This is a genomic window from Salmonella sp. SJTUF15591, assembly GCF_043356435.1.
In the GTDB taxonomy this organism is placed as follows: domain Bacteria; phylum Pseudomonadota; class Gammaproteobacteria; order Enterobacterales; family Enterobacteriaceae; genus Salmonella; species Salmonella enterica.
This window is the reverse complement of record NZ_JBEUJO010000004.1, coordinates 303,378-325,077: the sequence shown is the minus strand read 5'-3', so window position 1 is coordinate 325,077 and position 21,700 is coordinate 303,378. Positions and strand designations below refer to the sequence as shown.

19 protein-coding genes, 1 tRNA gene and 5 pseudogenes are annotated in these 21,700 nt (G+C 48.6%); 14 read left to right on the top strand and 11 right to left on the bottom strand.

Translation table 11 applies throughout. From position 1 onward, the window contains the following. The first annotated feature begins 242 nt into the window (after nucleotides 1–242). The gene (locus tag ABVM99_RS11655) at nucleotides 243–1,418 is read left to right on the top strand and encodes a DnaJ family molecular chaperone (protein ID WP_001033457.1); all 1,176 of its coding nucleotides are present in this window, start codon (nucleotides 243–245) and stop codon (nucleotides 1,416–1,418) included. Nucleotides 1,419–1,496: 78 nt separating this feature from the next. Here the strand turns inward: ABVM99_RS11655 and rclC are convergent, their stop codons facing one another. The 3 genes from rclC to rclA all read right to left on the bottom strand — a co-directional run bounded on the left by rclC (nucleotide 1,497) and on the right by rclA (nucleotide 3,788). Beyond that, nucleotides 1,497–2,057: a reactive chlorine resistance membrane protein RclC gene (gene rclC / locus ABVM99_RS11650; protein WP_000362177.1), complete on the bottom strand. Its 561-nt coding sequence runs from the start codon at nucleotides 2,055–2,057 to the stop codon at nucleotides 1,497–1,499. Between the two features lie 12 nt (nucleotides 2,058–2,069). Then, the gene (gene rclB, locus ABVM99_RS11645; RefSeq protein ID WP_000922170.1) at nucleotides 2,070–2,306 is read right to left on the bottom strand and encodes a reactive chlorine resistance periplasmic protein RclB; all 237 of its coding nucleotides are present in this window, start codon (nucleotides 2,304–2,306) and stop codon (nucleotides 2,070–2,072) included. A 156-nt stretch (nucleotides 2,307–2,462) separates the two neighbouring features. Continuing rightward, nucleotides 2,463–3,788, bottom strand: coding sequence for a reactive chlorine resistance oxidoreductase RclA (rclA, locus tag ABVM99_RS11640; protein ID WP_000195929.1), 1,326 nt, complete (start codon nucleotides 3,786–3,788; stop codon nucleotides 2,463–2,465). A 215-nt stretch (nucleotides 3,789–4,003) separates the two neighbouring features. Between rclA and rclR the strand changes: the two genes are divergently transcribed. Beyond that, entirely contained in the window at nucleotides 4,004–4,858 is an 855-nt protein-coding gene (gene rclR, locus ABVM99_RS11635) for a reactive chlorine-specific transcriptional regulator RclR (protein WP_023195036.1), read from the top strand. A gap of 50 nt (nucleotides 4,859–4,908) precedes the next feature. Here the strand turns inward: rclR and ABVM99_RS11630 are convergent. After that, nucleotides 4,909–5,148: pseudogene (locus ABVM99_RS11630) on the bottom strand (efflux RND transporter permease subunit); the annotation flags it as partial. Between the two features lie 3 nt (nucleotides 5,149–5,151). On the opposite strand from ABVM99_RS11630, the pseudogene ABVM99_RS11625 reads away from it, so the two are divergent. From ABVM99_RS11625 to ABVM99_RS11590, 8 genes and pseudogenes are all read left to right on the top strand, one after another. After that, nucleotides 5,152–5,526, top strand: a pseudogene (locus ABVM99_RS11625) (ATP-binding protein); the annotation flags it as partial. Between the two features lie 235 nt (nucleotides 5,527–5,761). After that, entirely contained in the window at nucleotides 5,762–5,971 is a 210-nt protein-coding gene (locus tag ABVM99_RS11620; protein ID WP_020898505.1) for a hypothetical protein, read from the top strand. 424 nt (nucleotides 5,972–6,395) lie between these two features. Then, nucleotides 6,396–6,758 (top strand): GtrA family protein, encoded by a 363-nt coding sequence (locus tag ABVM99_RS11615; protein ID WP_000915523.1) that lies wholly within the window; start codon nucleotides 6,396–6,398, stop codon nucleotides 6,756–6,758. Further along, nucleotides 6,755–7,672, top strand: coding sequence for a glycosyltransferase family 2 protein (locus tag ABVM99_RS11610; RefSeq protein ID WP_023195039.1), 918 nt, complete (start codon nucleotides 6,755–6,757; stop codon nucleotides 7,670–7,672). The genes ABVM99_RS11615 and ABVM99_RS11610 overlap by 4 nt, the downstream gene beginning before the upstream one ends. Beyond that, nucleotides 7,669–9,093, top strand: coding sequence for a glucosyltransferase domain-containing protein (locus ABVM99_RS11605; RefSeq protein WP_023195040.1), 1,425 nt, complete (start codon nucleotides 7,669–7,671; stop codon nucleotides 9,091–9,093). The genes ABVM99_RS11610 and ABVM99_RS11605 overlap by 4 nt, the downstream gene beginning before the upstream one ends. Nucleotides 9,094–9,194: 101 nt before the next feature. Beyond that, nucleotides 9,195–10,403: pseudogene (locus ABVM99_RS11600) on the top strand (IS256 family transposase). Between the two features lie 63 nt (nucleotides 10,404–10,466). Beyond that, nucleotides 10,467–10,562: pseudogene (locus tag ABVM99_RS11595) on the top strand (helix-turn-helix domain-containing protein); the annotation flags it as partial. A 131-nt stretch (nucleotides 10,563–10,693) separates the two neighbouring features. Then, nucleotides 10,694–11,913 (top strand): annotated as a pseudogene (locus ABVM99_RS11590) (site-specific integrase). Here the strand turns inward: ABVM99_RS11590 and ABVM99_RS11585 are convergent. After that, nucleotides 11,872–11,948, bottom strand: a tRNA-Arg gene (locus ABVM99_RS11585). The pseudogene ABVM99_RS11590 and the gene ABVM99_RS11585 sit on opposite strands and share 42 nt — an antisense overlap. Before the next feature lie 254 nt (nucleotides 11,949–12,202). Here ABVM99_RS11585 and fimW point away from each other — a divergent pair. The 4 genes from fimW to fimZ all read left to right on the top strand — a co-directional run bounded on the left by fimW (nucleotide 12,203) and on the right by fimZ (nucleotide 15,249). Continuing rightward, complete coding sequence (gene fimW, locus ABVM99_RS11580; protein WP_001523348.1) at nucleotides 12,203–12,799, top strand: fimbria biosynthesis transcriptional regulator FimW; 597 nt, start codon at nucleotides 12,203–12,205, stop codon at nucleotides 12,797–12,799. A gap of 161 nt (nucleotides 12,800–12,960) precedes the next feature. Then, complete coding sequence (locus ABVM99_RS11575; protein ID WP_000226499.1) at nucleotides 12,961–13,272, top strand: hypothetical protein; 312 nt, start codon at nucleotides 12,961–12,963, stop codon at nucleotides 13,270–13,272. 18 nt (nucleotides 13,273–13,290) lie between these two features. Continuing rightward, complete coding sequence (fimY, locus tag ABVM99_RS11570; protein WP_023195043.1) at nucleotides 13,291–14,013, top strand: fimbria biosynthesis regulator FimY; 723 nt, start codon at nucleotides 13,291–13,293, stop codon at nucleotides 14,011–14,013. Nucleotides 14,014–14,616: 603 nt separating this feature from the next. Then, entirely contained in the window at nucleotides 14,617–15,249 is a 633-nt protein-coding gene (gene fimZ / locus ABVM99_RS11565) for a fimbria biosynthesis transcriptional regulator FimZ (RefSeq protein WP_000801273.1), read from the top strand. 45 nt (nucleotides 15,250–15,294) lie between these two features. On the opposite strand, the gene sfmF is transcribed toward fimZ, so the two are convergent. The 6 genes from sfmF to fimA form a co-directional block, all read right to left on the bottom strand. Next, nucleotides 15,295–15,813: a fimbria assembly protein gene (gene sfmF, locus ABVM99_RS11560; protein WP_023195044.1), complete on the bottom strand. Its 519-nt coding sequence runs from the start codon at nucleotides 15,811–15,813 to the stop codon at nucleotides 15,295–15,297. Nucleotides 15,814–15,822: 9 nt separating this feature from the next. Further along, nucleotides 15,823–16,830 (bottom strand): type 1 fimbria D-mannose specific adhesin FimH, encoded by a 1,008-nt coding sequence (gene fimH / locus ABVM99_RS11555; protein ID WP_023195045.1) that lies wholly within the window; start codon nucleotides 16,828–16,830, stop codon nucleotides 15,823–15,825. Between the two features lie 14 nt (nucleotides 16,831–16,844). Next, nucleotides 16,845–19,457: a fimbrial biogenesis usher protein gene (locus ABVM99_RS11550; RefSeq protein ID WP_023195046.1), complete on the bottom strand. Its 2,613-nt coding sequence runs from the start codon at nucleotides 19,455–19,457 to the stop codon at nucleotides 16,845–16,847. Nucleotides 19,458–19,487: 30 nt separating this feature from the next. Further along, complete coding sequence (fimC, locus tag ABVM99_RS11545; protein WP_023195047.1) at nucleotides 19,488–20,180, bottom strand: type 1 fimbria chaperone FimC; 693 nt, start codon at nucleotides 20,178–20,180, stop codon at nucleotides 19,488–19,490. A 43-nt stretch (nucleotides 20,181–20,223) separates the two neighbouring features. Then, nucleotides 20,224–20,757: a type 1 fimbrial protein subunit FimI gene (fimI, locus tag ABVM99_RS11540; RefSeq protein WP_000619618.1), complete on the bottom strand. Its 534-nt coding sequence runs from the start codon at nucleotides 20,755–20,757 to the stop codon at nucleotides 20,224–20,226. A 74-nt stretch (nucleotides 20,758–20,831) separates the two neighbouring features. Further along, the gene (fimA, locus tag ABVM99_RS11535; protein ID WP_000681032.1) at nucleotides 20,832–21,389 is read right to left on the bottom strand and encodes a type 1 fimbrial protein subunit FimA; all 558 of its coding nucleotides are present in this window, start codon (nucleotides 21,387–21,389) and stop codon (nucleotides 20,832–20,834) included. Between the last annotated feature and the right edge of the window lie 311 nt (nucleotides 21,390–21,700).

The following is a 21,700-nucleotide window of genomic DNA, read 5'->3' as shown; positions in this document are numbered from 1 at the left end:
CTCAACTCCGGACGTTAACGTTATCGTGTAAAAAAAGATGTCGCGGGCAGTAAAAAGAAAAGAGTGCGCGCCGATATAGAACGTTACGGGTGACAGACGACGAGTATAAAATATGTGAATAACTCTGGACGAAAAGTACGACACCCTACAGAATACATTTAGTATTTTTTCAGTATTTTCAAAAAGGTGAATCAGACCTGGTATCTGTTATCCGTTTTTGAGCCACGCCAGGCATCAACGTCATGAATAAGATCATCAAACGTTTAGAGATCATCAAAAGCGCCATTGAACTTGAGGACGAAGAGATTATCCGTCAGCAGCTCATCTACCTGAAAAATGAGCCGCAGGATGCCGTAATCAGCGCGATTGCCCAGGCGATTGAAGCTCGTCGATTCAGTGACGCCATGCAAGAGATCGCCGCCTGGCTACAGGCTCAACGGGCGCTCTCGACGTGGCAAGATCCCTCTATTGCCGCCAGTAAACTGGAGCTGAAAGCGCTTGAAGCCCAGCTTCGCGATCTGATTGACAAACGAAATGCGCGGGTACAAATCCTCGACGATTTCAACGACCTCTATCATCTGCGCCTCGGGCCGTTGATGAGCCGTATTCTGGAGTTGCGTAAACAGCTCGCGGTGAGTATGCAGCGTAAGCAAGAAGCCGAAATAAAACGCCGGGAAAAGGATTATCAATCCTGCCTGCAATTTATTTCCCAGGCCGTGGATCAACTGGCAACGCTAAAACAGCAGTGGACAGGATTGAATGCCGCCTCGCGCGAAGCGGTGGGCATCCGTCAGCGAATCCAGCAGCAGACGGAATTAATTACCGCGTTGCTGGCGGAAATTCGCGAGCTGGAAGCGGATTTTTCCCATCAGGACGACAGCGCATTCCGCCAGGCGCAGGAAAATGCGGAACAGGACTATCACCAGTATCGGGAGCAGCAGCAGGAAGCGCAATTCCGCTACGCCCGCGATCAACGTTTGTCGGCAGACGAACGCAGTGAATTAAAACGTTTGTGGCGTCAGGCCAGCCGCCTGTGTCACCCGGATGTGGTCGCCGATGAATTGAAAGAAAAAGCGCACCAGATGATGGTACAGCTTAATCAGGCGCGGCAGAATGCCGATCTGGCGGCAATTCGCGCGTTATTGACGCAGCTGCAAAGCGGCCTGGAACCGATGATGGCAAGCGACAGGCTAAATAACCTGGAACATCTGCGCCATAAAATACGCCAGCTCCGCACACAAATCGACGCGCTGTTGAAAGAGATAACGCAACTGGAAACGGAAAACGCCTGGCGGCTCGCCTCTTCTGTTGCGGATAAGGAAGCCTATTTCTCCGAGCAGGAACGGGCGCTAACCGAAATTCGCAATACGCTGGAGGCGCAGGTTCAACAGGTGGAACAGGAACTTCTGTCAGGGTAGTCCATCATTCATCAACACATTGTCGGATGGCGCAAGCGCCACCCGACGAATCGCGGCATAAAGAGGGTAAGAGGGGCGCTACTGTCGCTGTAAAAGTAACGAACGGGCGGAGTCCGCCATGATCATCACCGCACCAGCCAGCATTAACGTATCTTTTAATACCAGCCGCCCGGCGCCCGATAAATACGGAAAACCATAATGCGCATCGCCCAGCGGCATAACCCAGGCCTCCGGCGTGGTGATTAAAAACGACAGCGTGACAAATGGCGTCAGGAATGCCAGCACGCCGCCTGCCAGCCCTAACCAGCGGCTGACAGGGTTAGCCAGTACCAGCGCCGCGATAATCAATTCCACCACGCCCAGACCATCCGAAAACGCATACGTATTATTGGCCGTTTGCCAGGCGCGTTCCTCCGGTTTTAGTTCACCCTCATGAGTCAGATGCTGACGATATTCTTCAGGATGTTCATAGAAAAAAGACATAAACGGGCTGTTCGCCACAAACGGGGTAATACTGTCTGCCTCATAGGGCACAAATTTTAGTAGTCCAATCCAGATAAAAACGATGGCGATACTCAGGCGAATTAATGTTAATCCCAGCCGATCCCCCTGACTTAACAGACGAAGATATTTATCCATCTCAGGCTCTCCTTATTTATATAATATCGCAGTGGCGTAACCCGTATTATCAATACGCATGGACGTAATTTTCCATGACGACGCCTGTTTACTTTGCGCCAGTCTGGCAATAGCGTCTTCAAGCATTGACGGCGTTGCTGACACCGCAGAAACGCTGATATATTCAACGTCAGTTAGCGGCTGGGCGGAAGCGGAAAACGCCAGCGGCGCAGCCAATAATGAAGCAATAAGCGTGGTAACTTTTAACATCGAGATTTCCAGTCGTGGGTTATTTCAATGGTGTTATAATACGTTACGCCTGACTAAAGCCTTTTCTTTCAGACGCCAGCATATTTGTCCTGGCGTATTTTTATAGCCTGACAGGCAAAAAAAAGCCCTGATTAACAGGGCTACGTTATTTATGTTTTACTTAATGAGAGAGAAGAGATCGTTTAAAGACTCACTCATTGTAGGATGGGTAAATATCTGGTCGCGTAACACCGTATAAGGTAAATCTGCATCCATAACGGTTTTAACGATATTAATCATTTCATGAGAATCAACGCATAACAATGACACCCCTACAATACGCTGCGTATTCACGTCCACTACCGCTTTTAGTACGCCACGGGTATCGTTCATAACACGGGCGCGAGGGATCGCCGCCACCGGTAATGTCACCACCTGCACCGTTGCGCCGCTTGCCCGCGCTTGTTCTTCCGTCAGCCCGACACGAGAGAGCGGCGGCGTCATAAAGACGGAATACGGAACATTCTGGCGATCGCGGGTACTGCGTTTGCCATCTCCCAATAACCCGTCGCGTACAATACGAAAATCATCCAGTGAAATATAGGTAAACTGCAACCCACCGGTAACGTCGCCCATCGCCCAGATATTGTCCGCCGTGGTACGCAGGTAATCATCCACGATGATCCCGCCGCGTTCGTTCACCGCCACGCCGGCGTTCTGCAACTGTAAGCCAGCCGTCGCCGGTTTTCGCCCCGACGCCACCAGCAGGGCATCCACAAGATGCGCGCCTTCCGGCGTTTCTACTTGTACCGCGCCCTCCTTTGAGGATACAGCCTGTACGTTGGCGTTTAAAATCAGCTCGACGCCCTTTTCCTGTAAAATGCGGGTAATTGCCTGCGCGATATCCCGATCTTCACGAGGCAGGAATTGCGGCGCTGCTTCAAAGATAGTGACCTTCGTACCGAAGTTGGCGAACATTGAGGCAAATTCAAGGCCAATATAACCGCCGCCTAAAATCCCCAGCCGCGCCGGACGCTGGCTCAGGCTGAGTAGCCCGGTGCTATCGAACACCCCTGCCGTCGTTGTTAAGCCCGTGATAGCCGGGATCACCGACTCTGCGCCAGTATTAATGAAGATCTTTTCTCCCCGTAACACCCGCTCGCCGTCCGCCTGAAATACCCGTAAGGTATGGTTATCAATAAACTCCGCCCTTCCCTCAATCACATCGACATTGTCCAGGTCGGCAAGATTATGAAAATTTTTGTCGCGTAAAAAATTTACGACCGCCGCTTTGCGTTGCATGGCGACAGAAAAATCGCCCTCACGTTCCGCGTCATGCACCAGCGTTTTCGTTGGAATACAGCCAATGTTGATGCAGGTTCCGCCGAACATACTGGCGGACTGTTCGATAATCGCCACGCGCCATCCCGTCTTCGCCAGAGTTGCCGCCAACGTTTTTCCTGCCTTGCCAAAACCAATAATGAGCGCCTGATACTGTGTCATCTTCTTTCTCCGCCAAATCACCATCTGTTTGTCAGGACAAGTATAAATAACGTCAAAAAAGACAGGGTTATCCGTAACGCGCCAATTTTTGTCTTATCGTCTAAATTAGCGGTTAGCAAAAACAAGAGTAGAAATGACATTGAGTCCGAAATATAGTGATCAGAGACAGAAATGGTTATCCCTATTTTTGAAAAAGAATCTGTTCTGGAGTCTATATGGATGCGCTTAGTCGGCTATTGACGCTTAACGCCCCTCAGGGCTCAATCGACAAGAATTGCCCGTTAGGCGGCGACTGGCAGTTGCCGCACGCCGCTGGCGAACTATCGGTGATTCGCTGGCATACCGTTACGCAGGGCGAAGCGCAACTGGAAATGCCTACCGGCGACGCCATGACGCTTACGCCGGGAAAGGTGGTGATTCTGCCACAAAACTCCGCCCACCGTTTGCGCCAGTCTGGCGAAGCACCGACACATATCGTGTGCGGTAGTCTACGTCTGCACACGACGTCACGTTATTTCCTTACCGCGTTGCCGGAAGTGTTATGTCTTGCCCCGCCGCCGCATAGCCCCGCCAGTATCTGGATTAACGCCGCCATTTTGCTGTTACAGCAGGAGTCAGAACGCCATTTACCTGCCGCTGATGTCTTATACAGTCAGCAGTGCGCCACGCTGTTTACCCTCGCCGTTCGCGACTGGCTATCGCAGGCTGGCACAGCGAAAAGCGTGCTCAATTTATTGCTGCATCCCCGGCTGGGCCGCGTGATCCTTCACATGCTGGAAACACCTGCGCATCCCTGGACGGTCGAAACGCTGGCGCAACGGGTACACATGTCGCGGGCGAGCTTCGCCCAGCTATTTCGCGACGTGTCCGCTACAACGCCCTTAGCCGTGTTAACAACGCTGCGCCTGCAAATCGCCGCCCAGACCCTGTCGCGTGAAGCGCTGCCGGTGATGGTGATTGCCGAGTCGGTAGGTTATGCGAGCGAATCTTCTTTTCACAAAGCTTTTGTCCGTGAATTCGGTTGTACACCAGGCGAGTACCGCAAACGGGTCAACGCGCTCGGACGATAAACGTATACTGAACCCGCCTACAGTTTGACGCCGCAGGCGGGCGACACACGTTATGCCGCAAGGCGACGATGCCTGCGCAGCCACATCAGCTTGTAGGCTGCCGGAATGATGAACAGCGACAGCAACGGCGCGGTAATACGGCTCATCACCTCAGAACCCGCGCCGGTCCCTCATAAAACAGGTAGCAGACCGGCGATAATCACCGCTACCGTCATGGCTTTTGGCCGCACCCGGAGCACCGCCCCGTGGTAGAGCGCCTCATTGAGTGTTTCTGCCGAAAAGGTGTTGGGAGCTTGCGCTTTGAAGGCCGCGCCTGCTGAATCACCGGCGATCCCATCATGCTGCGCAGAGCGATCAGTAATTTACTCTCTAATGCGATGCGCTATACGCCGCCAGGTAAAACCATTACTCTTCGGATAAAAGAAGCGGACGACCAGATACATATTATTGTTGAAAACCCCGGTACGCCAATCGCGCCGGAACATTTGCCGCGCCTTTTCGATCGTTTTTATCGCGTTGATCCCTCCCGCCAGCGTAAAGGGGAAGGCAGCGGTATAGGCCTGGCAATTGTAAAATCCATCGTCATTGCGCATCAGGGAAAAGTTTCTGTCACCTCCGATACGCGCGCTCCTCGTTTTATTTTGACATTACCCAAACACCTCCGTTGAACTGTAGCGATAGTGAAAGGCGCTATCACTAGCCAGCAAAATAATCTGATATAATCGTCATTATCCTGTCACGCGCCAGACCCAACGACTGTTTTATTATTTCTCTTATTAACCCACACCGGAGAAATAAGATAAATAAGTTTACATCCCTTTTAGCTGTCGTTTTTTTATTTCAGCTGGCGTAAAAGCCGCAGAGAAAATGGAATCTCGCCAATTATCCGCCACGGCGCATGAGATGATGAATAACGGTGACGCCTTCGCGCACCAGCAAATGGCTCAGACACAGAAACCCAGCGCCCTGACTACAGTGGAAAATGCGACACCCTTTTCTGAAATGGACGACCATGAAAAAGCAATGGTCATCCATCAATCGATGAATAATGCCCATTCTTTCTCCCACGAGATCCAGGCTGAGGAGCACCATAAACAGATTAAACGCAATTAGTTATTTGCATATTAGCGTCACGTACTGCGGATGGCGCAACGTCGCCCCCGCAGAAGCTTACGGATTAACATAATTTTGAGAGGTTAAATGGCGCGCCCTGCAGGATTCGAACCTGCGACCCACGGCTTAGATGTTCCTGGAACTACCTGAGCTAACAACAAGTTATCCCATTACTACGGCGCTCACACTCGCCCCATCTTCGAAAAACATGCAAAGCCTTGCAAGCCGATGCAAAGCTTTGTGTGTCCCGTTTTTGTCCCAACCCACTTAGCAATCAGCAGCCCCAATTGATCGGTAACAACGATCAATTAATAAGATAACAATAAGTTTAAACTATCAAATATCACATTATTGATCGTTTATATCGATCAAAGCAATTTGTAGTGCTACACTCCAGACCTTTCCGAATCCGCTGATTTTCATAATGTTGAAGTTATTCGCTAAGTACACATCGATCGGTGTTCTTAACACGCTTATTCATTGGGGCGTATTTGCTTTTTGTGTGTATGGGATGCATACGCATCAGGCGTTGGCGAACTTTTCCGGTTTTGTTATCGCTGTATCGTTCAGCTTCTATGCCAATGCGCGCTTCACCTTTAACGCCAGCACCACCACGCTTCGCTACATGATGTACGTGGGATTTATGGGAACACTGAGCGCCGTTGTTGGCTGGATGGCTGACAAATGCTCCCTGCCACCACTCCTTACGCTTGTCACCTTTTCAGCTATCAGCCTGATATGCGGATTCATTTATTCAAAGTTCATTGTCTTTAGGGATGCGAAATGAAAATCTCGTTAGTCGTTCCGGTCTTCAATGAAGAAGATGCGATACCTATTTTCTATAAAACGGTTCGCGAGTTTGAAGAGCTAAAACCGTATGAAGTTGAGATTGTTTTCATCAACGACGGAAGCAAAGATGCGACTGAATCAATAATTAACAAAATAGCTGCATCTGATCCGCTCGTTATTCCGCTTTCGTTTACGCGAAACTTCGGTAAAGAACCTGCTCTTTTCGCGGGTCTCGACCATGCAACCGGGGATGCGGTCATTCCTATTGATGTCGATTTACAGGATCCGATAGAAGTTATCCCCCATCTCATTGAGAAGTGGCAGGCTGGCGCAGATATGGTGCTGGCTAAGCGCTCAGACCGCTCAACTGACGGGCGCATGAAGCGTAAGACAGCTGAATGGTTTTATAAGCTGCACAATAAAATCAGCAATCCGAAAATTGAAGAGAACGTCGGTGATTTCCGGTTAATGAGCCGTGAGGTTGTCGAAAATATTAAATTAATGCCCGAACGCAACTTGTTCATGAAGGGGGTGCTCAGTTGGGTTGGCGGAAAAACGGATGTTGTTAAATATGCCCGTGCCGAACGCGTGGCCGGTGATTCGAAATTCAACGGCTGGAAATTATGGAATCTGGCGCTCGAAGGGATTACCAGCTTCTCCACCTTCCCTCTCCGCATCTGGACGTATATCGGGTTAGCTGTCGCAGGTGTTGCATTTCTGTATGGTGCCTGGATGATATTTGACACTCTGGCGTTCGGTAACGCCGTGCGGGGATACCCTTCACTATTGGTATCAATACTTTTTCTTGGAGGGGTTCAGCTTATAGGAATTGGTGTGCTTGGCGAATATATTGGGCGTATATATGTGGAAACGAAGAAAAGACCACGGTTCTTGTTAAAGGATAAAAAATGAAAAATAAAAAATATTTGTTTCTTTTTATTATTGGATTACTATATGTATTTCCAATAGTTTTGGCTAATGTATATTATGTAGATGATATGGGTAGGTTATCGCTTGGATATGGATGGGATGGTGATGGGAGGATTTTATCTAATGTTCTAACGGAAGCGCTGTCTTTCGGAAATGGAATAATATCAATATTTCCTTATTCAACATTACTTTCATCTGTGATACTTGTCATCTCCGGGATAATTGTTTCAGATATGTTATTCGAAAACAAATATCTCAAGTCCATTTCATCGCTTTTTATTCTTACATCGCCATTCATGCTTGAGAACTTATCATATAGATATGACTCTATATTAATGGCTGTATCCGTATTGTGCGCGGTAGTACCTTTTATTTTTCGTTCTCATTATAAACTTTTTTTTGCCACATCTTTTTTTTGCTTGCTTATTTCATTTTGCTTATATCAGACGTCAACAATGGCATATTTTTCTGTTGCGTTATGTTTATTGATAAAGCAATGCTTGAATAACGAAAAGGCATTTGACTTTAGGCTTTGCCTAAACTCTTTATTATGTTTTTTTGTGTCGTATATTGTTTATTCATTATTAATAAGCTTTCTTGCAGTAAATATGCAAAGAAGTGGCTTTATAACTTTCGATGCAGATGGATTTGACATAATTCTATCACGCTTAAGAAGTTATGAGAGTTACTATAATTCCTTATATGTTAGTGGCTTTAAGTATGTGATCTGGCCATGTGTTACATTGGTTTTACTGTCATATGTTAAATTTATTTTAAGAGGGCGCGAGTTCGGCAGGTTGTTACTATCAGTCATTTATTTGCTGGGAGTCGCTTTATTGACCATGATGCCAAATCTTGTAATTACAACAGCTTGGATAACTTCAAGGACATTTATATGCTTTCCATTTTTAATAATATCTTTATTTATTGTTATAGACAAGATAAAAATTTCTTTATTTCTTGACAGAATAAAGTTCGCCTCAGCAATTTTAGTTGTTTCGTATTCATTTTTCTTGTGTTCAATTTATGGGTCAACTCTTAAAAATAACGATGATTATTCTGACTTTATCGCTCAAAGTGTCTCAAACATAATAACGAAAGATTCCAACGAATCAACTTATAAAGTCATCATTTCAGGGTCTCGCCCACTCTCTATTAAAACAAGGATGGCGTTTAACTCTATACCATTCATGAAAATATTAGCACCAAATTATATGACTCAGGGATCATCATGGGGTATCGCAGATCTAGGCAGGTATATAGACATGACGTTCGTTCCTGATTCTCAACGATATATTGAAGATAAGTGTAACTGGGATATTATTGATAAAGGGAGTGTTTATAGTGTATTAAAGAAGGATGATTTGTATATGGTAGATTTTAATTATAGGTCATGTGGCTAACATCAATAAATATCCTCCGGCATAGCCGAAGAGGCTGTAATTTAAATTGTGTATCTGCCTGTTTTTGATATGTTCACTCCAACAACGGAGACAGGCAAATTATGGACGACAAGAAACTCAAAGCACTGGCAGTTGAACTGGCTAAGGGCCTTAAAACCGAAGCCGATCTCAATGCTTTTTCCCGCATGTTGACGAAGCTTACCGTCGAAACGGTGCTCAATGCGGAACTGACTGCCCACCCCGGGCATGAGAAAAATGCGCCCAAAACAGGCTTAAACACCCGCAATGGCTACTCGTCAAAAACGGTGTTGTGCGATGACGGCGAGATTGATCTGAACACGCCGCGTGACCGTGAAAACACCTTTGAACCACAGTTGATTAATAAGCACCAAACGCGTATTACGCAGATGGACAGCCAGATTTTGTCTCTGTACGCCAAAGGTATGACCACACGTGAAATTGTCGCCACGTTCAAAGAAATGTACGATGCGGATGTCTCGCCCACGCTGATATCTAAAGTCACCGACGCCGTAAAAGAGCAGGTCGCTGAATGGCAAAACCGGCAGTTGGATGCGCTGTATCCCATCGTTTATATGGACTGCATTGTCGTCAAAGTCCGTCAGAATGGCAGTGTGATAAACAAAGCCGTTTTCCTCGCGCTGGGGATCAATACCGAAGGCTAGAAAGAGTTGCTGGGCATGTGGCTGGCCGAAAATGAAGGTGCCAAGTTCTGGCTAAGCGTGCTGACGGAACTGAAAAACCGGGGCAATCAGCATATCCTGATTGCCTACGTGGACGGTCTGAAGGGCTTCCCGGATGCGATAAACAGCGTTTACCCGCAGACTCACATCCAGCTGTGCATCATCCACATGGTGCGTAACAGCCTGAAATACGTGTCCTGGAAGGGCTACAAAGCCGTCACCAGTGGGCTAAAAGCAGTTTATCAGGCTCCGACCGAAGAGGCGGCGCTGATGGCGCTGGATGCGTTCGCAGACGCGTGGGATAATAAGTATCCCCAAGTCAGCAAAAGCTGGCGTGCACACCGGGAAAACCTGAACCCGTTCTTCGGCTACCCAGCGGATATCCACAAGGCCATCTATACCACGAATGCCATAGAATCGCTGAACAGCGTGATCCGTGCCGCGATTAAGAAACGCAAAGTGTTCCCAACGGACGACTCGGTGCGGAAGGTTATTTATCTGGCAATCAAGGATGCGTCAAAAAAATGGAGTATGCCGATCCAGAACTGGCGGCTGGCGATGAGCCGCTTTATTATCGAGTTCGGTGATCGCGTGAGCGATCACCTTTAATACATTGGCAGTTACACAGAATTACGGACAGGCTCAAATTCTCGCCATCGATGCGGAGTAACTATGGAATCACACAGTCTCACACTCGATGAGGCCTGTGCATTTCTCAAAATATCCAGACCTACCGCCACAAACTGGATTCGCACAGGCCGCCTTCAGGCAACACGCAAAGACCCCACCAAACCGAAATCCCCTTACCTCACCACACGACAAGCCTGCATTGCGGCGCTTCAGTCTCCGCTGCATACTGTCCAGGTGAGCGCGGGTGATGACATAAAAGAGGAAAGAAAATGTCCATCTTCCGCAGAGGTGAAATATGGTACGCGTCCTACTCGACACCGGGCGGGAAGCGAATTAAGGAAAGCCTTGGGACTTCCGACAAGTGGCTCGCTACTGAGCTACATGACAAGCGCAAGGCTGAATTGTGGCGAGTAGACAGGCTTGGTGATTTTCCTGACGTAACGTTTGATGATGCCTGCATGCGCTGGCTGGAGGAAAAGGCAGAGAAGAAATCACTGAAAGATGACCGCAGCCGTATGGCTTTCTGGCTGGCGCATTTTGAGGGAGCACGGTTAAAGGATGTAACCGAGCAAAAGGTTTACTCAGCAGTGAACAGGATGAGCAACCGCAAGCAGCTTGAGATATGGAAAATCAAAGCTGCCGCGGCGCAAAAGAATGGAGAGCTAGTACCAGTCTATTCAGCTAAACTGGTCACTACATCGACAAAGGCAAAGCACCTCGCACTGATGAAGGCCATTCTCCGGGCGGCAGAACGTGACTGGAAATGGCTGGAGAAAGCGCCAGTTATCAAGATACCGTCAGTGAGAAATAAGCGCGTTCGGTGGCTTGAGCATGAAGAGGCGAAAAGGCTGATTGATGAATGTCCGGAGCCGCTGAGGTCGGTCGTTAAGTTTGCGCTGGCAACCGGCCTCAGAAGGTCGAACATCATCAATCTGGAATGGCAACAGATTGACATGCAACGTCGTGTTGCCTGAGTGAACCCTGAAGACAGCAAGTCAAACCGCGCTATTGGCGTAGCGCTAAATGACACTGCCTGTAAGGTATTGCGTGACCAGATTGGTAAGCATCATAAATGGGTGTTCGTACATACGAAAGAAGGCATCCGGCCCGATGGCTCAAAGACGCCGACTATCAGAAAGATGCGCGTCGATGACCAGCGAGCATGGAATGCAGCTTGCCGCCGGGCTGGAATTGAGGATTTCCGTTTCCACGATCTGAGGCACACATGGGCAAGCTGGTTAATTCAATCAGGAGTTCCACTGTCAGTGCTTTAGGAAATGGGGGATGGAAATCTATTGAAATGGTTCACAGATATGCTCACCTTGCGCCTAATCATTTAACGGAACACGCGAGGGAAATAGACGACATTTTTGGTGATGATGTCCCAAATATGTCCCATATGGAAAATAAGGAGGAAATAAAGAAGCGTAACGCGTTGATTTATAATTGGCGCGCCCTGCAGGATTCGAACCTGCGACCCACGGCTTAGAAGGCCGTTGCTCTATCCAACTGAGCTAAGGGCGCCTTGTGAAGTGAAGACTTCGTGTAGACGAAACGCGAGAATTATACGGTCAGGCACTCCTGAGTCAATGGCTTTTGTTCTGGTTGCTGACTAAGTGTACGAATATCGTCTTTTCTGGCGCAATGCCAGGTTCCAGGAAATCGCCTGGACACATCTCAGCACGCATAAAGTGGGAATTAAGGCCGCCAGTATTTAGAAAATCAATAAGTTTCTTTAATATTTCACCATGATTCACCTGCCGTGTAGGATATTTTTTATGCTGCGTATCGCTATTAAGGAGCAAAACAGTCACTTTGAGCATGGGTTGAAAATCATCATGACGCGTCTGGCGAATCAATGGCAGCAGAAAATTGACTTTCTGCCGCCAGAAGAGATAGATAATGCCGATATCGCTTTCCTGGCCCTGGATGATGATTGGTTCAGCGCAGGCTGTTACCAGATACCTATGCATACCCAACATCAGCTACGGGTGATTATTTGTAATAAATGCGATAAAGAAAAGCTCATGTTCAGACCATGTCTGTATATGCTGCCGCATATTTATCGGGAAGATGATGTTGAAGAAATTACCCGGAAAATGATATTGATCTTACATAAACGAGCGCTTCGACATAGCGTCCCTTCTGGCATTTGCCACTACTGCACGACTCGTCATTTTTCAGTAACAGAACGTCACCTGTTAAAACTGATCGCCAGCGGTTATCATTTAAGCGAAACGGCCGCTTTACTTTCACTTTCTGAAGAGCAGACAAAGTCACTCCGCCGGAGCATTATGCGAAAATTACATGTTAAAACGGAGCAGCAGTTTTTAAAATATATTAGAGTTAACCTTCATTTCTTACTCAGTAAGTAAACTCACTTAACTTTTCACAAGGCTTACGAAATATCTCACCAATAATTAAGTAACGATACCTACAGGCATTTTTTTAACGCTGCCACAATGATGCCCATAATATCCTGATAGATTCAGGGTTCGAAAATATATGGCTGCATCATAAATGCCTGGAGGAGTGTTTGGTGGCACAGGGTACTTTATTAAAGGAAAGGATAAATCCCCCACACCTGGCGTCTTCGCCAACACGCCATTCATATCTCAACAGCGGATTGTTAAAATCTGAGCCAATCGTTAATCTCTCAACTGCGCAATTAATCGGCTATGAGGTCCTGACGCAACTTCCGTCAAAACATGATAGCGAAGTTTTTTTTCAGCAGTTAATGCTGATGGAAGGCATTGAAACATCAGAGCAACGAAGCATTGCTTTTTACGCTGGTGCAACGATGGGACAAGGTTATTTATGGCCAGCCATATTACCAGATATATATTAGAGCAATGGAAAAAGCAGGATGCGCAGCGTACCACGCAGGGAAAGACACCGCCGTTTAAGAAATGCCAAAGACTGCGCCTGCCGTTATCACTCTCCAACGCCGCAGATATTTGATCGCCTTGAGTTACTGGACCAACAGCTTAATTATGCCTTGCCGGTTGGTATCATTTCCCAGGCAATAATTACAACTGATAACTACCTCGGCTATTCATTGAGTCACTACTTATTTTCCGGAAAACGTACCGCTGCATTCCGCTCATTAGATGACATTTCTTTGTGGATTGAAAAGGGGTCGCTCAGACAACTGATTGTAGATATGGAGGCGCTACCTGTCTCCTGTATTGAGGCGCTTAACCAGCTACGCGTGCTCAGTTGGCAACAAAGCGATATCCAGATTTACCTGCTGGTATCAGATAAAACCCCCGCTATAGCTCAGTTTATCCGTATGGCTGGGCGTTTTTTTGTCCTGTCGCGACGACAAAATCTGGCCTCAGTACGCGAAGCCTTGTTATCAGCCTCCAAACCTCGCTTATCGGAAAGCTTTAGCCGTACTGACTGGTTGATGATTGAAACTTTAGCGCAAGGCGCCTCTTTAAAAGAAATAGCACGTCAGCAAAGCGTACCTTATCATCGTGTGGTTTACCGGATTAAACAACTTATCACCCTCCTTAACCTTCCCCACAGGCAAAGCTTTCTTCGGCTGGTCCAGCAGCTAAACGTTACTTCCCACGACATTTTTTAACGAAGTAACGTTTTGGTGAATAAGATTTTTTAAGAAATTACTTATTTTCACTTCCATTAAATGTAAATATTTCACATAAAATTAATATTTACAACTCGTCCTGGTAAGCGATAAAAAATTTTTTCTTACATCGTCCCCTGTTCCTCCTCGTTTTTCGAGGTCTCCAGCGTCAACATCTTTCTGTTATTACATAACAAATACTAAACAATTAGTCTTTCATATTATTTTTATACTTAAAAACAACAGTTTAAACTACTCAATGTCAACTCTAAAGAAAATAGCTCCACCACGAACAAATTTTCTATAACGTCACAGAATATCCTACCCGCTATCCATAATTCGCATTTCGCAAGACTTTTCCGAGAAATCAGACCAGGTATAATCCATATTGTTTTTACTTAATCAGAAATTTCTTTTTTGTTGGTGCGAAATGGATATTCCACATATTTATTACTCTTACGAAAAATAGCCAGTCAACAGGGAGGTCTCATTCTTTATTATTGCTCCACTGTGTGGTGTGTAGATCTGGCTATTTCACAATCTTTAAGGTGTCTGACGCTTATTCTAAAACGAAGGACGCATAACAGTCTGAGGCATACAACAATGAAACCTGCATCTGTTATCATTATGGACGAACACCCTATTGTAAGAATGTCGATCGAAGTTTTACTCGGTAAAAATAGCAATATTCAGGTTGTCCTGAAAACGGATGATAGCCGAACAGCGATAGAGTATCTGCGCACTTATCCTGTTGACCTTGTCATTCTGGATATTGAATTACCGGGCACCGACGGCTTTACCTTACTTAAACGAATCAAATCTATCCAGGAACATACCCGGATACTTTTTTTATCGTCAAAATCAGAAGCTTTTTATGCCGGAAGAGCAATAAGAGCGGGCGCAAACGGATTTGTAAGTAAACGCAAAGACCTCAATGATATTTATAATGCGGTAAAAATGATTTTATCCGGCTATTCTTTTTTCCCATCTGAAACGCTTAATTTCATCAGTAATACCCGTACCCCCAAAGGCGGGCACCATGATATGCCACTATCTAACCGCGAAGTTACCGTGCTGCGCTATCTGGCCAATGGAATGTCTAACAAAGAAATTGCCGAGCAACTTTTATTGAGTAACAAGACTATCAGCGCGCATAAGGCCAATATATTTTCTAAACTTGGCCTTCACTCTATCGTTGAGCTTATAGATTACGCCAAATCACACGAATTATTGTAAAGGTACTCCCGACGAATTATCGTTCGGGAGCCACAATAACGGACACTAATTGTAATTGATCAGGAAGGTCGCATCCGCGTTAGCAAGTCCGGGCTGCACGCCATCGGCTAAGGCGATATAGTTCGCATAGAATTTCAGGGTAGCATTGCCGTTGTTGTCAATATCGACGGCCTTGCTGGCCTGTTCAAGTGGCAATCGACGTTGATCGCCATCGCGAATTTCAATCGCCAGTTTTTGCGCCATTTCCGTATCAGCAAGCGCCAGTAATGCCGTGCCGGGCGCTGGCGTCCCGGAAAACGTTATAGACGCCGACCCCGGCGGGCAACCTTCAAGTTTTAGGCTAAAGGCTACCGGTTGCGTGGCGTCACCGACGGCGTGAAGCTGTTTTGTCGGCCAGGTGCCGAGGTTAACCGACTTGTTACTGTCGCCCGCAACCACGGCGCAGGTAAAATCCACCACGTTACCGCGCAGTTCAATATTCACTTCGCCCAGAGATGAGTTGGCCTGACTCAGCGGGCTGAACAAAACACAACCGATAGCGATGAAAACGCGCCGAAGGATCATTATACCTCCTTAATCATAATCGACTCGTAGATAGCCGCGCGCAGTAAACGGCCCTTCCACCGGTTTATTCCCCGTCACGCTGATCGGCCAGGCGCGAATACCTACGCGAGCGGCGGCGTTATCATCAAGATGAAACGGAATTTTACTCGACAAATTATTGGGTGTGAGCGGCGTACCGTTGCTATTAGCAACTACAAAGCCTAAATCCGGATTATCGGACACCATCGCCTGCCCTGAGGCCTTTTCGGCTTCAAGCCGCATCGATAAATAGGCCTGCGCCGCGACGTTGGTACATTTGATAGCGATGGTTTTCGTTTGCGGCGTGACGCCTTGCGGACGATTACCCGCTCCCGCCTGACTAAATAACGACGCGCCGATATCGCCGAAATCAAACTCCACGACCTGTCCGGCATTCACTTCACAGTTTTGCGGTACTTCCACTTTGCCGCTGTAGCTAATGGTATACACCGGCGTGCTCAACGCGTCGCTGGTAGAGGTCGTCACATAGACGGTAAACATTGTCTGGCGAGGGATCGTCACCATATTAATAAAAGGCCGTATCACTTTTAATTTAAAAACCAGCTTTGAGTCCTGCACGCCAAACGGCATTTGCTGCGACACGTTAGAGTCGACGCCCATGCGAATATAGTTACGGGGCGGATAAAATACGCCAGCGACACTATCGGTGATGCTCATCGCGCCCAGAAGGTAGTCATTCAGTTTGAGGTATTTAAAATTTCCTTCGGTGCTTCGTACCGGTAATTCTGATACATAGCTTCGGTAGGTATAATTTACCGTTGTCCCCGCCGGGCACGTCGCGTTTACGCCGACCCAACCTGATTTTTCCGGCAGCGTAACCACCTGTCCCGGCTGATTATTGCCGCTGGTGAAAACATCTGACAGGTCGTAAAAGATATCGGTCGCCGTCCCGTTTGAATTACGGCAAACCGTCGCCAGCGCGGGATGGGTGAAAAAGAGCGCGGTCCCCGCCAGCAATAGCGCTGAGTATATTTTCATCTCTATTTTTCCTTTTATGACGACGGACGGATACAGGTCGCGCTGGCTATCGTAATCGCCTGCTTCAGGCTATCCTCCGCCAGGGCGTAAGGGGCGATACAACGCGCGTTTTTCCCCTCTCCCCACTGGATGAACAGTTCACCTTTTAGCGGCAAGCCGCTCAGATAAATTTGCCCGTCATCGCCGACCATACTGGTAATACCGCTGGCGGTTTCTCGTACTATCGCGCCAAACGGTAACGGACGTCCGCCAAGCCTCGCGGTAATGATTGCCCTTACGCCTATCCGCGTATCAAAAGCGGCCCGCACCAGAGCGCCCTCTGTCGGCACTACGCTGCTGACGTTATTTTCGACATCGGTATGGTTGTCCATCGTGTTGGTATCTAACGCGACGCGGTTATAGCGATATACCGTGGCGTAGGGCATTACCGCATAGCCCCGCCAGTCCGTTTTCACGCCGGTCTGGTTTTCGATGCGCACGCCTTTCGCTCCCGGCGCTTTAATCAAGACATTGGTATCGCCCAACGGTTGGCTAAACGTAATACCATCCGCATGACCGACCACGCCGCCGGAAAGTTGCCAGTTATAGTCATGCTGATCGCGATCGTAGTTATATCCCACGCCCAGCGTGCCATACGTCGCCTGCCAGCTAGCGCTGGCGCTGCCGCTATAACCATTGCTACTGCTACGCCCCTGCGTCACGCTGTAGCTCAGATTACGCCCTTCCAGAAGCGTGCCGCCCACACCGGTCTGCCAGCTATTGTCGCCGTCGCGGTTGCGGTTGGCGTTAAACGTGGCATAAGTACGATCAAGAATAGTGTCGCGCGCATAGCGCCGTCCGGTCAGAATGCTAAACGGAACGGACATATTGAATGCCAGAATGCGGTCGGCGCCTGAGATCCCCACCGACTCGCTCCACGACCATGACAGCGAATAACTTATGCCTTGCCATCCACTGGCGTATCCCAGTTGATACCAGGTATTGGTATCCGGCGTATTCCAGTAATTTTGTTGACTGCCGGAAAGATACAGTGACCCGTAATCCCCCAGATTTTGCGAAATATTGACCTGAAAGCGGCCTTTTTTGCTGTAGCGGAGATTGTGGTAGCTCTGCGCCACCGGCACTTTATGGCGGCGTCCGTCGCTATCGTATTCGTAGTCGTACCCTTCCATACTGCGGTATGCCACATCATCCAGGGTGTAAAATCCGCGTGTGGAATAGCGGTAACCCAGCAATTGAAAATTAGTCCCGTAATTATTTAGCGATTTAGCGTACAGAAAACGCAACGATTGCCCCTGATGGGTGCTGTCATCTGCCAGTTGGCTACGCGCATGTGTGACATCGACCGACACGGCACCCCAGTCACCCAAATTTCGCCCCGCCCCGACCACTACGGCACGGTAACGATCGGCAAGTTGCGTACCGCCGTAAGCCGTCAGCCCCGCAGGCAGGCCGGCAATCACCGTTCCCTGGAAAAAGAATGGCGAAGACTGCTGACTATTGCCGCTGCGAAAATCCCCGGCCACCAGGTCATACTTCACCCTGCCCTCACGCTGCAATAGCGGAACGGTAGAGTAAGGCACCGTGTAACGTTGTTGGCTACCGTCTTTTTCATCTACCGTCACCTCAAGGTCGCCGCTGGAAGAGGTAGGATTAAGATCGGTAATCGCAAACGCGCCCGGCGACACATAGCTTTGGTAGATAACATACCCGTTCTGTCGTATCGTCAGCTTTGCCGCCGTCCGGGCGATCCCTCTAACCGTGGGGGCGTAGCCCTGCAGGCTATCGGGATACATATTGTCAGAAGAGTACAGCCGCGCTCCGCGAAAGCCGACGCTGTCGAAAACATCGTTCCCGGTATTGCTGTCCCCCATGACCAGTTCGCTTTTTAGCGGAATGATGGCGCGCTGTACCCAGGTGCCAATGTTGTTCCAGCGTTGCGAATGATAGCCGTCCCCTTTCGAATAGTTCCAGGCTCCGTTATTACGCAACCGCCAGGGGCCATAGTTCAAGCCGCTCAGCAGACTCAAAAAATAGCTATCGCTGTCTGTTCCGCGGCTACCGGTAAAACTGTAATTAATGAGTGCGGCGGGTATCCCTTCATCCCACTCTTCCGGCGGGATATAGCCACGCGCGCTGTTGAGCAATGACGCCTGCGGCAAGCTAATATTTAAGCGCATCGACGCGAAATCGAACGCGACCTCCGCGCCCGGGATTTTCTCAGGAAGGTGAATACACGTGGTATCGACGCCTTTATCTGAGACAGGGAACGCCGCGGTATTCACGCCCAGCCGTTTAATCCACTCCGGTGTAAAACAAGGCATCAGGCCGCCGGATTTATCGCCGGCGCCCACGGCGCCCGCCTCAAAACGAATATCCTGCATCGCTACGAATTCGTCGTTACGCCAGATATCCACCCGGTAAATACCAGGCGGCTGATGATTACCTTTTTCAAAGCGAGATAAATCCGCCACGGACGCGGTATCCGCCGACAAAAACGCAGGGTTGAAATAACTTTCGCCGCGGCTCGTCAGCGGACACAGCGCCGCCAGCACCGACAGCGCCACGCCGCTTAACGGTGATACATAGCCGGGAAATCGCCCTGCAAACCAGGTTGTCTTCTTCATCGTGTTCTCGTGTGGCTTCACGCTCTCTGCTTAACCGAGACTGGCCGTTGTCGCCGACGTCAATGCGCCGTAATCATTGACGGACTGAAATGTCACGCTGCCCTGCGCGCCAGTCGGTAAGGGAATTTGCATGTCGCTTTTTGGCGCGATCATCACGTTATCAATCTTTTTCGCGCCCACGCTGATATTGACCAGCGTGAGGTAATAAGCAGATGGGTTGGTTATCTTGAGATGGTTGCCGACACGGGAAAATTTCAGCAAGGTCGGCGCGTCTTCCGGCGTCTGCGGCAAATTCGCCGGACGCACGAACAGTTTGATGCGCGACAGAATCGCCAGTTGCAGAACGTTTTTTCCTTCAATATGACTTTTATCGACCGACGGGATGGCTTTCACGTTCATCCAGAATAACGACTCCCGATCCCCGGGTAGCGGTTGCCCGGCGTAGATAATACGCAGCGTGTTTTCGCTTTTGGGTTCGCTGACGAATAAAGGCGGCGTAACGATAAACGTTTTTTCTTTCTGCCCGGCGCTATTTTCGATCCATGAATTGACGAGGTAACGTTCTTGAGTATCGCTATTACTGATTGCCAGAGAAGTCTGTTTCGCCGCCGAGGGATAAATAACGCGCGTGGCGCCTAATGCAATCCCCCCCGCCGCCTGTACGTTCAGCGAAGTAAATAACGTGAGAAGAACAATAAAGCCTAATTTTATACTATTCAGCATGGTAAAAAATACCTTTTGCATTGAGTCACGTCGGCAAGAAAATTCATGGGTAAACCAGCGTAAACCACACTTCTGAATGAATTCGTCCCGGCGTCATATTTTCTGAAATTGCCCGATAGCGGGCGGTAAAATGCAAAGTCATTTCTGACGTTAAAATGGGCGTGTAATGAAGCGGTAACGTGTTAGGTATGATTTGCCGCTGCTGGTCATCAAATAATGCCAGGCCGATTCCGGCATTACCGATACCCTCGCCGCTGGCCAGAAAAACATGGGGATCTTCCGCAGGCGTAACGCCGGCAAACGCAATGCCGACATGACGCCAGACCTCCGCGCTACAGGAGATTAACCGTAACGAAAATGGAACGCTGACGGGAGCGAAGCTGCCAGGACCGGTAAACGCATTCGTGCGGTACTGTCCCATCAGTACGCGCAAATCCTGGCTTTCAGTGGCGACAGCGCAGCCGCCATTGACCAGTTGTCCGCGCAGGTGAACACGCCCGCTCTCCACCATTACCGGCTGCGCAATGACGGGCGACATCAAAACAAGCCCCACTAGCGCCGCGCCTTTCCTTATCATCTGTTATGTTCTCTTTTATCCCCGATAGCCTCTTCCGTTGAGGCGCCTCCCTTCCCTGGCGTTCCCGGACGGGATTATTCGTATTTCATGATAAAGGTGGCGTCGGCATTAGCCTGGCCTGGCGTCGTGGCGGCGGCGGTTGCCTTATAGCGTGCGGTAAAACGCAGCGTATTGGTGCCTTCAACCAGCGCCTGCTTCGCCGAGAAGGTCGCGCCGTCCGGTTTCAACGGTGAGGAGGTGTTATCAAGAATCTCAATCCCGACGCCGGTTGCGGTAGTGCTATTGTCCGCAGAGGAGACCGCCAGCAAATTAGGGTTTGTGTTATCTGCCTGACCAGAGAAAGCCACGGCAGCGGTGGCCGCCACTTTCGGATCGCAGTCATTCAGGACGATGGAGAAAGGCACCTGCGCAGTCGTATTACCAATCGCCGTAAAGCTGGCGGTACGGTATTGACCCAGCGTCACCGTTTGATCGGCGGATTTAGTGCTAACGGCACAGGCTGCATTAACCAGTTTACCTTCGAAATGAATAGTACCGCCACTCACGCTCACCGGAGTAGGATCAGCCGCAACCGCTGCGCCAGCGACAAACATCAGACTCGCAATAGTAGAGGTCATTAATTTATGTTTCATGGATTTCCCTTGAATTACACACACCCGGTTTCGGCATCCTGTCGGCTCCGTTTGAATTATTATCGACATAGCATGTCAGAAAAGTTATCTCTGCATCCTGTAAAGATAGATATCGCAGATTAATTAGTTTTCTGTTTCTCCCCTGAGTATCAGACGCAGTAATTAATCTTTGCGAATATGACATTTCGTCACGGTAATAAATTAAACATTTCGCTAAATAAAAAATAGCCGCAAACTCTTTTAATGACCTAAGCTAATTCTTATTGGGATATAAGAAGGGTCTAATATTATTTTGTATAAAATGTCGCATT